The sequence below is a fragment of the Chromobacterium haemolyticum genome (genome assembly GCF_009936155.1).
Taxonomy (GTDB): domain Bacteria; phylum Pseudomonadota; class Gammaproteobacteria; order Burkholderiales; family Chromobacteriaceae; genus Chromobacterium; species Chromobacterium haemolyticum.
On sequence record NZ_AP019312.1, the window covers coordinates 5,186,336 to 5,198,985 of the forward strand.

At 57.7% G+C, this 12,650-nt stretch carries 9 protein-coding genes and 1 pseudogene; 6 read left to right on the forward strand and 4 right to left on the reverse strand.

Going from position 1 to position 12,650, the window contains the following annotated elements; genetic code table 11:
• Window positions 1-27 precede the first annotated feature (27 nt).
• The gene (locus tag GYH29_RS24030; protein ID WP_081576239.1) at window positions 28-768 is read right to left on the reverse strand and encodes a fimbria/pilus periplasmic chaperone; all 741 of its coding nucleotides are present in this window, start codon (window positions 766-768) and stop codon (window positions 28-30) included.
• 40 nt (window positions 769-808) lie between these two features.
• Window positions 809-1,396 carry a fimbrial protein gene (locus GYH29_RS24035; RefSeq protein WP_081576238.1) on the reverse strand — a complete coding sequence of 196 codons (588 nt, stop codon included), beginning with the start codon at window positions 1,394-1,396 and terminating at the stop codon, window positions 809-811.
• Window positions 1,397-1,729: 333 nt separating this feature from the next.
• Here GYH29_RS24035 and GYH29_RS24040 point away from each other — a divergent pair.
• The 6 genes and pseudogenes from GYH29_RS24040 to GYH29_RS24065 all read left to right on the forward strand — a co-directional run.
• Window positions 1,730-2,313: pseudogene (locus GYH29_RS24040) on the forward strand (IS5 family transposase); the annotation flags it as partial.
• Between the two features lie 657 nt (window positions 2,314-2,970).
• A complete protein-coding gene (locus tag GYH29_RS24045; RefSeq protein ID WP_161524508.1) occupies window positions 2,971-3,702 on the forward strand; it encodes a DUF1120 domain-containing protein in 732 nt (243 codons plus the stop codon).
• A gap of 135 nt (window positions 3,703-3,837) precedes the next feature.
• Window positions 3,838-4,566, forward strand: coding sequence for a fimbria/pilus chaperone family protein (locus tag GYH29_RS24050; protein ID WP_198001620.1), 729 nt, complete (start codon window positions 3,838-3,840; stop codon window positions 4,564-4,566).
• 16 nt (window positions 4,567-4,582) lie between these two features.
• Window positions 4,583-5,275, forward strand: a complete 693-nt coding sequence (locus GYH29_RS24055) for a DUF1120 domain-containing protein (protein ID WP_161524509.1) — start codon at window positions 4,583-4,585, stop codon at window positions 5,273-5,275.
• 35 nt (window positions 5,276-5,310) lie between these two features.
• Window positions 5,311-7,779 carry a fimbria/pilus outer membrane usher protein gene (locus GYH29_RS24060; protein ID WP_161524510.1) on the forward strand — a complete coding sequence of 823 codons (2,469 nt, stop codon included), beginning with the start codon at window positions 5,311-5,313 and terminating at the stop codon, window positions 7,777-7,779.
• Window positions 7,780-7,949: 170 nt separating this feature from the next.
• Window positions 7,950-8,504 (forward strand): DUF1120 domain-containing protein, encoded by a 555-nt coding sequence (locus tag GYH29_RS24065; RefSeq protein WP_019099931.1) that lies wholly within the window; start codon window positions 7,950-7,952, stop codon window positions 8,502-8,504.
• 142 nt (window positions 8,505-8,646) lie between these two features.
• On the opposite strand, the gene GYH29_RS24070 is transcribed toward GYH29_RS24065, so the two are convergent.
• Entirely contained in the window at window positions 8,647-9,300 is a 654-nt protein-coding gene (locus GYH29_RS24070; protein ID WP_043593345.1) for a response regulator, read from the reverse strand.
• 74 nt (window positions 9,301-9,374) lie between these two features.
• On the reverse strand, window positions 9,375-12,602 hold the full coding sequence (locus GYH29_RS24075; protein ID WP_161524511.1) for a hybrid sensor histidine kinase/response regulator: 3,228 nt from the start codon (window positions 12,600-12,602) through the stop codon (window positions 9,375-9,377).
• Window positions 12,603-12,650 lie beyond the last annotated feature (48 nt).

Consider the following 12,650-nt stretch of genomic DNA (forward strand, 5'->3'; position numbering starts at 1 on the left):
GAAATCTTGGGAACGGGCGCGTCGGACTTATTGCAGCCGTGCCTCCGCGTCTATGGTTCCGCCAAAGTCGCTGACGGCCTGAAATTGCAACAAGGCCCCGGTCTTGAAGGCCTGAGCTTGCCGCTTGATCAAAAACCGCTCGGAGGAGAAAGGCTTCACCATGTCAACCGCCACCTCGACCGGTTTGGCGCCGTCAGCGGCCAGCTTGGCCTGGAACAGAGAGACGAAGAACGGCGTGGGATTCCGGGCCTCCAGATAACGCTGCCCGTTTTCCGTCACCACTCGCCATTGCATTTTTTTCGGCGCCAGCGCGGGCTCGCCCGTCAAGGCCTGGGGCCGGAAAAACACTTTCAGCCGAGTGCGGTAGGTAAATTGCAGGTAGTTGTCCCCCGCCGCCTTGGGCGGAACTTCCAGAAAGTTGATCCAGAACACCGATTCGCGGTCTGGCGGCAAAACGTCCCCGCTGTACACCATGCGCACCACTTGTCGTTTGTCGCCGTCCAGGCGGACAATCGGCGGCGATAGGGTGAAGGGCACTTGAATATCGCTGGGCGCGACGGTAGCGTCGCCCAAATCCAGCCAGGACTGAACCAGGATCGGGTCCTTGCCCTTGTTCTCAAGCTGGATGCTCACTTCCCGTTCCTGCGCGGGATAAATAATCCGCGTCCCCCGGATCACGAGCGCCGCTTCCGCGACGCTCGTCCAGCAAAAAGCCGCCACAGCACACACAGCCGCCATTCCCGCATACTTGCGCGCCATCCATGCCATGGCCGCTCCTCCCTAGCTGACAGTCAGATAAATGCGCCGATTATTGGTAAGCCAGCACATAGTCGATCTGGCTGAATACCGCGCCGCTGCCCGGCACGGTGCCGGAGTTGACGCGCTGGAGCTTGGCCGACAGCGGGATGTTGGCGGAGCGCGGCACCACGGGGTCGCCCACTCCTGGCACGGCCGGCGCCAGGTCGGCGATCGGCATGTCCGCGCTATTGGTGGAGCCCAGCGGAATCTTGACCGCGCTGCCGCCGGAGCCTTTGTACAGTTCGATTTCCAGGTTGGACGCTGCGCTCGGTCCGCTCAGCTTCAGGCGGCCGGTTTCTTTGTTCACGTTCTGGTTGTTGGGGTTGAAGGCGATCTGCACGCGGGAGGCGTTGCACACATCGGATTGGCCGGAAACGGTCAGGCTGAACGGGACTTCAGCGCTGCCGGCGGTAGGGATTTGATCAGGCGTCAGGTTGTTGAAGTCTACCACTTTGTAGCCGTCTTCCTGACCATCGATCAGGCAAGTGCTGGTGGCTACGCTACCCTTGAATACGATCTCGCCGCGGTTGGCGGCAAACGTCTGGGAGGCCATGCCCACGCCCAAGGCCAGCGAAACAATGATTGCCAGTTTATTCATAAAACACTCCACACTTAATTAAGTTGAACCGCAGCCGTGACCATGTTTCCTGACCACCGCCCGCTAGGCAGGCTGTCGCCTGAAATTGCCACAGTCTGCCGCCAATGACCGACATAGTCGTCAATCGGCAGGCACATTATCAGTAGCTGTTCTTAATAATTGAATAAGGCATTTCTTAAAACCCGGTCTTGGGCCGCAGATTAAGGAATTACTTAATGGAATAAATAATTGCGTGATTAAGCGAGGTCGTCACTGTGGATGCTGTGTAATACCCCGCACTCTTACTGAGGCGTGCTGCAGGTGCGCATCCTGATACGGAAAAAGCAGGGCTGTCAGCATCTTCTGGTGGATAGCACCGGCATCAAGATGATGGGCGAAGGTGAGTGGAAGGTGAAAAAGCATGGTGCTGACTACCTCCGGCAATGGCGCAAGCTGCATCTGGGAATGGATGCACACACGCTGGAAATCCGGGTAATGAAAGTGACCGACAATCTCACCGGCGAGGCCACGACGCTACCTGAGCTGCTATCGCAAATTCGGGCGGCACAGGGACTGGTGACGGTGACAACGGATGAGGTGTACGACACTCGTCTATGTCACGCAGTAATTGCGGAGCGCGGAGCTGCCATTATTCCCCCGCGACGAAATGGCCAATTCTGGAAAGGGAATTCACAAAGTAACCAGGCGCGCAATGAGTCGCTGCGCTCAGTGAAGTATCTGGGGCGAATGCTCTGTAAAAAGTGGAGTGGCTACCATCGCCGCAACTTGGTTGAAACGAGGATGCACTGCTTCAAATTACTGGCAGACCGGGTCAAGTCGGGGGACTTTGACCGGCAGGTGGCGAGCTTCAAATTTGTGCAGCGATTCTGAATCGCTTCACAGTGCTAGGTACGCCGCAAACGGTACGTGCGGGATAAGTCCGTTTGTTGATAGCCCAACCTTTAACTGATTTGTGTAACAAAGCCTGTCAAATCGCCACGCTCCACTACCAATGGCAGAAAAATATGTCAACCCGAGCCGATATTATCGAAGGGCATTTCGGTTGCTTGAATAAGGGGCTTCTTAAAACAAGATGTTCAATCTTAAAGCGATATATTTCACAATAAATAAAATGGCGATTGTGGTGCATTAATTGTTCTATTTTTCGACTTGGCTGCTGGTGGCAATAGGTATCAGCGTTTTACTCGTTGAGTATGGCCGGTAAGAAGATGCTGTAGTTTGCTTCTGACGTTGATTCTAGTGATCAATAGAAGTCTCATGGAAATATTATGTCAATTGTTTTTTTTGATGTCTAATGTAAGTCATTTGTATTAAATTTCAGTGATCGGAATAAGTAGACTACTTAACTTGCACGGGATAGATAGGTAATAGCGAGTGGAGAGTGATATTTGGGCAATAAAGTTATCGATTTAAGGAAATCCTTATAGGCCTGGTTGTTGTTAGATATGTATTCTCTGCACAGCTTGCTGCCGTAGTGACACGGGTCTTGCTGCTGGTGACAGCAAGCTTTTGCAATAACAAAGCATCACCTGAGGTGGGCTGGATATTGCCAATTTTTCATGTGGAGGTTTTTTGTGAAATATAAAAGTTTGCTTTTGGTGTTGGGGGTTGCGTTTTCTGGGGTATCGCAATTGGCTTTGGCAAATAGCGCGGATTTGCTGATTACCGGCAAATTGGTGCCGCCTTCGTGCACGCCGACCTTGAGCGGCGGTGCGGTCATCGATTATGGCGATATTCAGGTATCCGAACTGGGCACTAACGCCGCTACCACGCTGGAGGATCGCAAAGTCAGCCTGACGGTAACCTGCCTGGAGGAGACCGCTCTGGGCATTCGCATCACCGATGCACGCTCGGAGAGCAAGCCCGTGTTGGGAGTCGAAATTCCTATGCCAACTAAACCTAACGGTAGCCATGCGGTTGCTACCGCTAATACTCAAACCATGGGTTTGGGGAACGATGTGGCAATGGGTAAGCTGGGCGTATGGTGGCTGAGCATGGAGTTCGACAAGCTGAAGGCGACCAATAAAGCTAATGAGGAGGTGGGCGAGACCGGAAAACTATTGTACTCAGTTGATAATGGCATTTCTTGGGGACAGACGACTACCACCCCACTTGACCCGCATTACGGCGGCGTCAATGTCACCACTTTTGCCATTAAAGGAAGAACGACTAGTACCCCTGCGGTAGCCGTCGTGCATGAATTCCCCATGGTGGTGGCAGCGGCATTGAACATAAAGGGACGCTTGAATGTGAAGGATGACACCAAACTGGATGGCAAGGGTACTTTCACTATTTATTACCAGTGATTTTGTTGAGCGAATCAGCGCTGAATAAGTCTTGAGTCAGCGAGCTTGAATACGGGCCGGCGGCATGCTTGCCGGCCCGGTTGACACGGTTTGGCGCGGTGAATAAACGCCGTCCTTGATGGAAAAGAGTTTCATATGATGCATGCGCAGAATGTGTTCGCCGTCGCGGTCCGCGGCGGCGCTATGGCCGGCGCCTTGGCGCTGGCCCTGCTGCCCGCGGCGGCCTGGTCCGCCGGCGTGGTGCCGGAAACCTCGCTGGTGGTGGTGGAGGAAGGCGACGGCGAGGGCGTGATCAACGTCAAGAATACCGACGCCCACGTTAGCCTGATGTATGTCCGGTTGGAAAACCTGCCCGAGGACCCAGAGCAGCTATTGCTGGCGACGCCGCCAATTTCCAGGGTGGAAGGCGGGGAGAAACAACTGGTTCGCTTTTTGTTGAAATCGCCGCAGCCGCTGCGGACGGAACGGCTGATGCGGGCGTCTTTCGAGGGGATTCCCGCAGTGTCCGCCGATAAGGGACATCGCATTCAGATGACCTTCAATCAGAACCTGCCCGTGCTGATCCGCCCCAAGGGGCTGCCACGTGAAAGAGAGCCATGGACCAAGTTGCGATGGAGCCTGGCGGAAGACGGCCGGGTGGAAGTCAAAAACGACAGTCCTTACGTGGTGCGCCTGTCCACACACAAGGTGGAGTTACAGCCTGGCAAGCAAGCGCTGGAGCTGCCCAAAGCCTATATCTTGCCCGGCGAGCGCTTGCAGCTGGCGTCGGCCGGCCAGACGCCCTTGGACGGCACTCACGTCAAGCTGTGGCCGGCGACCAGTTACGGCTATGCGGTGGACTCATTCACGGCGTCCTTGAACTGAACGGTGAAGCCCGGTCATGAACATTAGCCAAGTGATTGCCGCGGCGATGTGCGTTTCCATGCTGGCCGGGCTGCCGTGCGCACCGGCCCTGGCGGTGAGCGCGCCGTTCGCGGTGACGGCCGAAGTGGTGCCACCCAGCTGCACGCCCAGTTTTTCCCATAACGGCGTGGTCGATTACGGCCTCATCCCCTGGTCGGCCTTGAATCCAGGCGCGACGCTGCTGGGCGAGCGGGAGATCAGCTTGCATGTGCAGTGCGATCAGCCGGCGCTGGTGGGTTTGAGCATACGGGACAACCGCGGCGACAGCCGCGCCGGCATCGCCGTCATGGCCGGGCTTCAGACGACGGGGGCCGCATCGCCGTCGCTGCCGGCGGAGGAGGAACAGACTCTGGGCCTGGGCCGGGACAGCCGCAAGCAAGCGCTGGGCTATTGGTGGCTGAGTCCGATCGAGGTCCGAACAGACGAGCGTCCAGCAACGCTGATGCGCAGTGCCGACCGGCAGGAAGGCTGGTCGCCGGCCGGCGCCGAACCGCTAAATCTGCGTTACGGCTATGCATTGGGCTCGCCGCAGCGTCAGGCGCTGCAGCCGGCCAGCACCCATGCGTTCAAGCTGCGCGTCGGCGCGGCGCTCAGGGGGCGGCAGGCGCTCAGCGCGCGCGAACCGGTACACTTCGACGGCCACGCCACCGTCACGGTCTTCTATCCCTGATTTCCCTATCCATCCAAATTCTTTGGTCCTGCTAGATGACGTGTTCAATTGAATGGCTGCTCCGGCCCATTCCGCTATTGCTGTGGTTGGTCGGGCTGGCTCCGGTGTTTTCCGTTGAAGCGGCGGCGCGCGACGCGTCCGGCGAGGGCGTGCAGTTTGACCTGGGCGTGTTGACGGCGAGCGGCATCGATCCCGGCGTGGCGGATTACTTCAGCCTGGGCGCGCGCTTTGCGCCGGGCAGGAATCGGGTGTCTTTATTCGTCAACGGCGTCGGTCGCGGCGGCGCCGAGGTGAGCATAGACGAGGGCGGCCGCCTGTGCGTCGACGATGGATTCTTGACGGCGGCCGGCTTGCTGCCCACGGACGGCCAACCGCCGGCAGAGGCCGGCTGCCGGGAGTTGACGGCCTTTTATCCGCAGGCGGTGGTCAAGCTGCGGCCAGAGCTGGCACGGGTGGACATCCTTGTGCCCAGCGGCGCCTTGCGGCGCAAGCAGGAGCAACTGGGCGCTCACGATAGCGGCGGCACGGCCGGCCTGTTCAATTATGAGGTGTTGGCCATGCGCAGCAGCGGAGGCGGGCGGAGCCAGCAGTATCTGCAAGGTTTTACCGAAATCGGCTTCAACTGGCGGGACTGGATGGTGCGCAGCCGGCAAAGCTTCGCGCGCAACGGGGCGAGCAATCGTTTCCAGTATCTCTACAGCTATGCGCAGAAGACCCTAGTGAATAGCAAGGCTATCCTGCAAGTGGGCGAGTTATCGCTGAACAACCCCTTGTTTGCCGGCGTGAACTTCTCCGGCGCGCAGTGGCTGCCGCAAGGGGCCTTGCTGCCGCGCGGCAATCTGCCGCAGGTCAGGGGCATCGCCCAGAGCGAGGCCCGGGTGGAGGTGAGGCAGGCCGGTGCTTTGGTGTACAGCACGCTGGTACCGCCCGGCGCTTTCGAACTGAATGATGTGCCCATCCTGTCGGCGGGCTTCGACCTGAATGTCACCGTTACCGAAAGTGATGGCGGCCAGCACGCCTTCACTGTGCCGGCGGCGGCGTTTTTTGCCAGCCCGGGCGGCGATGTCGAGGGCTTCAATATGGCGGCGGGCAAAATGCGTCAGTTCAGCGGCCAGGGTGGAGATACGCCCTGGTTGTTCTCCGGCAGCCGCAGCTGGCGACTGGGCCGGGAACTGGATCTCAGTTTGGGGGGCATGTGGTCCGAACGCTTTCATTCCGTCGGCGGAGCCTTGTCTTATTTGTTGAGCCCCGGGCTTGTGGCCGGCATGCGCGCGGTGGCTTCCCACGACGGCGAGGCGGGGCGGAGCGGCGCGCAATACAGCGCGTCCTTGAGCGCGAGCTGGGGCGAGCGCCTGTCCGGCGCGCTGAACCTGAGCCGGCAGAGTGTCCACTTTCGCACGCTGTCGGATTACGCGGCTCGTCAACAAGAGGCGTCGACCGCGCTGACGCAGTACGGCCTGTCCCTGTCCTACCACCATGAACTCATGGGCGCGTTCAGCCTGGGCGCGACCCGCTCGCATAACGGCGGCGACGCCTCGCAGCGCTTGAACGGCGGCTGGTCGCGGCGGATGTGGGGCGCCAATGTCTCTTTGAACGTGGGCCGAGATCTGAGTCGGGGCGCGGGCGCGCATCGCAATCAGTTTTACTTGAACGTGGATCTGCCGCTGGAGCGCGCCAGCTTGAGCGCGTATCTGCAACGCTATGGCCAAAGCCAAACCTTGGGGACTAGCTACCGCGAAATCGTCAGCGACAGCTTGAATTACGGCGTGGCGGTGGATCGCGACGCCGACCAGAACAGCACCGGCTTCAGCGGCAATTTGCACTGGATTCCGCGTTACGCCCAGTTGGGCCTGGGCGTGAGCCAGCGCGGGGGCGCCCAGTCGTACAACGCCAGCCTGCGTGGCGGCGCGCTGCTGCATGAGCGCGGACTGACCTTCTCGCCCTATCCGCTGCGCGACAGCGTCGGGGTGCTGTCGGTGGGCGGCTTGCCCGGTGTGAAGTTCAGCACACCCAGCGGCCCGGTATGGAGCGATGGCGATGGCCACGCGGTATTGGCCAATCTGAACGCTTACGCCGATACCCGAGTGGAGTTGCAGACGCCTAGCCTGCCGCGCAATGCGGACGTGGCGAATGGCTTGAAAGTGGTGCGCGCCGGGCATGGCTCGGTCAGCCGGGTGGACTTCTCGGTGCTCAAGACCCAGCGTTTACTGATCCAGATCGTGACAGAGGACGGCGAGGCCTTGGCATCCGGCCTGAGCGTGGTGGATGAGGCCGGGCGCTTCATCACGATAACCGGGAATGGGGGCGAGGTGTTCCTGGATCAGGCGATGGCGCAGGGTGGATTGTATGTCGAGTATCTGCCAAGGCAGCGCTGCCGCTTGGACTACGTCTTGCCGGACGAGGATGCCGCCGCTTTGTACCAGACGGTTAAGGCGAGCTGCACGCAGGGGTTCCCGGGCGCTCAGTTGAAAGCGGATGCGTCGGAGCGCCGGCCCGCCGGCTGAGCCGCTGTTCAGTGTTTGCGATACGTTGCTGGTCTCGACACGGCGGGCACGCATTTCCGAATGCTCATGTAGCGCATGAGCGTTCTGTTTTTCCGCGGTTCCCGGCTGGCCCCGCCTTTGCGCGCGAGATTTTGAGCCGACTCAGGGCGATGAGGAGTGAGGAAATGAGAATGAGCAAGTGGAGTGTGATTGCGCTGGCGTTGCTGAGCGCCGGCGCCGCGGCCGAAGAGGCACCGTGCTCCTTGACCTTGAGCGCGTCGAATCTGGATTACGGCGTGGTGCCGCTGGCCGCCTTGCGCGAAGATGTCAACAGGAGCGTGTCGGGGGCTGGCCTGGAAGCGCGGGTATTGCGTTTGCAGGCCATGTGCGAGCAGCCCCGAGCGCTGGCCCTGCGTTTCAACGGCCCGGCGGCGGATGCGGCAGCGTTCCGTTTCGGGCCCCTGGGCCTGGTGCGGCTGGTATTGCGTTCGGCCACGCTGGATGGTCGCGACGCCTACTTCCGCGTGGAGGGGGAGAACGACGGCGAGCGGCGACGCTCGACCCCGCTGCGTCCTGGCCAGTTGGTATGGGTGTACCTGGACGGCGGCGTCGGGGCGGGCCAGGCATTGCAGGTGGAATTGGAGGTCCAGCCGGCATTGCCGGCCGGTGCCGCACATTCCCGGGAGCGGGAGCGCTGGCGGATGGACGGGGTCTTCGAGTTGCAGGCCACTGTCCCCGGCGTTTGACGCGTCAGATTTCGTCCTCCGTTTGGCGGCCGGAACCGTAGGTGCATGACGGCATGCTTGGCGGCGCCCATTGGGCAGAGTCCGGCTCAAAGGCTCGCGAGATGGTGCGAGACTTTGAACCGGTGCGCGGACCATAGCGATTTCAGCGGAATAATCCAGTCTCCAGGCAGAGAGTTATCAACTCCTGATCACTGCGTGCCCCCAGTTTGCGCATGCCGGAAACTTTTTGAGCGCTGATGGTTTTTTCGCTTCGGCTTAGCATTTTTGCTATTTGGTTTAGCGTCATGCCTGCCACGAAGTGACGTAAAACCTCAAACTCCCTGGCGGATAATTTTTCCACCTTGTTGCCTATTGTATCCTCGGCGATATTTCCCCTATTGGGAGGGGGAATAGCCGACCCTCTATTCACCACTTGCTCCAGCGTGCGTCGTAGCTCAGACAGGGGTTGGCTTTTCAGAACCACCGCCGTCACGCCCAGATTCTGCAGACTTGAAACGATCAAGTGGTTGGAAACCATTGTATAAATGATAAGCCGTACATTGGAGAAATGGCGCAGTAGATATTCTATCAGCTTCATGCCGTCCCCATAGTTGGTGTCGCCGGGCATGCTGTAATCGGCGATGACGATATGAGGCAGTTCATTTTGTTGCCGCAAGTTAATCAGTGTTTCAACTAATTCAGTGGAGTTGTGCGCCTCTCCCACCACTTCCAACAGTGTATTGCGCTCCACTTCTTCACGAATGCCCATCAGAACGATAGGATGATCATCGGCTATCAATACTTTTATTTTGCTCATGGTGTTTCCAGTGAATTTGATTCCAATGCCTATCTCTTAATCAATAAGCTGGGCCTTCAAATCATCTCTGTTGTTTAAGAGGCCGCAAGTCGTTGCAAAGCAGCCTCCAAACGGTTTTGAAACTGCTCCAGATTAGCGATGTTCTCGTCATTTAATTCATACAACTCCGTGAGTTGTGCTTCCAATGCTTGGCCTGCGCTCATTAGCGTTTGCGCGTTGACTACCGCCAGAGCGCCATTAATACGATGCAAAATGGAGGCTACTTTATGTGGTTTTCTGGCCATCGAAACCGTGTATAGCACGTCTAGGTCCGTGCGCATGGTGCGCAAAAATAGCTCGCGCATGGCCATTGGCACTATCAAACCATCTGGGATGGGGATGGCTTGCGCAGAGTGGGTGGCTGACTTGTCTAAAGCTTTTTGGCTTAGCCGCGTTAATGCGGTGCGCAAGCCGTGCAAATTGATGGGCTTAACCAACCAGGCATCCATGCCCGCGCGCAGACAGGCTTCCTCCTCAACCCGCATGGCATTCGCGGTGACGCCGACTATGGGAATGTCCACGCCTTGGCCCCGGAGGGCTATGGCTAGCTCGTACCCATTCATCAGCGGCATGTTGACATCGGTCATCACTAGATCATACGGACGCATATTCCAGTGTTTCAAGGCTTCCTGGCCATTGCCTACTACATAGGCGCGGCAACCCAGCAACTCCAGCTGTTCTTTCAAGATGTGTTGATTGATTGGGTTGTCCTCGGCGACCAAGACGTTCAATCCTAGAGCGGCAGTATCGCTGACCGATTCCGGCAGGGCCTCGCCGGGCAGGCCGTGTTTTGCCAGCCATACCGCTTGTAGGATGCCTTTGAGGTGATGAATGTTCACCAACCAACTATCACTTTGCAGTTGCGCCTGAAGCGGTCCTTCCGGAGTGGCGATGACGCGCGTGCTCAGTGGGTTGCGAGGCCATTCATCCGCGGGGTCCAGATCCAATAAAATCAATCCGGAATCTTCCGGCACAGGCTCCATCGGATCCAACCAGCGAGTGTTGGCGCCCTGCCGGGTCAGCCAGCGTATCAGGCTTTCTCCCTGCTCTTTCAGATGAGCGCGCAGCAACACGGTTGTTTGGCTCAGGGGGTAGTCCGTTAGCGTGGGGGCCGCCGCTTGTTGCTCCAGCTCCAAGGACAGGGTGAAGCTACTGCCCAGCCCAAGATCGCTGACGACTCGAAGAGAGCCTCCCATCAATTGACTGAGTTGTCGGCAGATCGATAAGCCTAGTCCTGTTCCCGCAATCAAACCAGGCAGGGCTTGAGCCTGATAGAAGGGTTCAAACAGCCGGGTTTGCTGTTCCTGAGTGATGCCTATGCCGGTGTCGGTCACTTGCCAGGCTAAATTGACGCGGCCGCTTGGCAAGGCGGTGGCTTTCAGGCGCAATACAATCCAGCCGGATTCGGTGAACTTGATGCTGTTGCTGAGCAGGTTATTTAAAATCTGGCGAATGCGTGTGGCGTCTCCCAATACTAGCTCCGGGGCATTCTCATCAAGATTGGCGTACAAGCGTAGTCTTTTGTTTTTAGCCATGGCGGAAAAAGCGCGCACAACTTCCTCGGAAAGGCTAAGCGGGGAGAATGATTGCGACTCCAGCGCCATTTGCCCGGACTCAATCTTGGAAACATCCAATACATTGCTGATCAATTGCAACAACAGAGAAGACGAGTCTTGCATGGTGCTCAAATAAGCGCGCTGACGCGGGCTTAGCGGGGTCATGTCAAGGATTTCTATCGTGCCCAGCAGGCCGTAAAGCGGGGTGCGAATTTCATGACTGATGGTAGTCAGAAAATGGGTTTTGGCTTCATTCGCACTATCCGACGCCCGCTTTGCCGCCTCTAGCGCCATTGAGCTTGCTTTGTAATGAGAAATATCGCTAAAGGAGCATAATATGGCGTTCTTGCCGCGGTGACGGGCTGGAGCAAAGCTGGCCTGCAGATAGCGTTCTCCAATGCGCAGACAAGCTGTGCGGTTGGAGATATCTTTCCCGTCTATTATTTCGCCCCAGAATGCTATTAGCTGCGGGTAGTCTCGTTCTCGGTCGAACCACTCCAACGCTAGTGGATTGACCACCAAGGGTTGGAGGAGAGGCAATTCCAGAACAAACAAGGCGGTTGGCGCGGTTTGCGTTATCACGCGATTGAAGGCTTCGCTTTCCAGCACGGCTTGGTGCGAGGCTTGTGCCGGCGCCAATACTCGAAGCCGATACCAGCGTACCGCCAGAACGCCGCTCAAAGCCAGCAATAGCACGCTGATCATAAAGACTTGGGCATGCCAGTTTGCCAGAGCGAGCAAACGGTTGTATTGCACTCGATAGACCGCAGCCCAATTCGTCTTGGCTTTGGCGGGCAAATAAAGCAGCAGGCCATCTTGGCTAAAATTCAGTCCCGCTTTTAACGTCGACAATGAGTAGGTTTCGCCCAGTAGTACCCGTCCATCCGGCGTTATCAGACTGATGTCGTCAAAAACCCGGCGCTTGCTGGTGCCGGCCCAGCAAACATTTCGGATCTCCAGCATTGAAACCGCCATAATTTGGGAGCGGCTGCCTTTTTTCCAAAACTTTTCGCTGATATAGGCCGGGATATAGGCAAGAAGAGTATTTGGCTCAAGGCCTTGGGCGCTTTTCCCGCTTGCCCACTTGACCTTGGTGGTGTCATGCCGCTGTTGCAGTAAAAACTGGCGGATGGCGGAGGTGATTGTTGGAAAATTGGTGTGCGTCAGTTCCATTTCGGTTGCGGTATTGTCCACCGTCGGCACCGCCAGGCTGGTTGCTTCATCCAAGGCCAATAGAAAGCTTTGGGGAGCGTCGGTTTTGGCCAGAGACCAGTAAGTGCTGTAGTAATCCGCGCTTAAGGCTCCTAAGGCGTACAGGCCCTCTGGAGGCTCTGGCCACTGATCTACACGGTAGCCCAGAGTAAACGGCATTGAATACGGGGAGCTGCGCCCCTCCACCATCAGGTAATCGCCAGCCTGCGCAATAGGAGTGCGTGTTGTATCCAGCAGTTTACCCAGCCGTTTGCCCATGATGTCGGAGTTGCGCCGCGCGCCGCGGCTAAGAAAGGCTTCATGCTCTCGAATGCCGTTGGCAACGCATGCGAAGTGCACCTGGGCCATATTCTGTTTTTCATCTAGCAGTAAGGTGGCGGCCCAGTAGCTGGCGGTTAAAGCGAGTAGAACCAAGGATAGGACCAAAATCAGGCTCACATTGAGCCGTAAGGATGTTCTGATCAACTTACCGATGGATTGCGTATTATTTTCCATGACTCCGTTTCATTGACACATCTTGCGCGGGTCTATGCTTGAATTGGC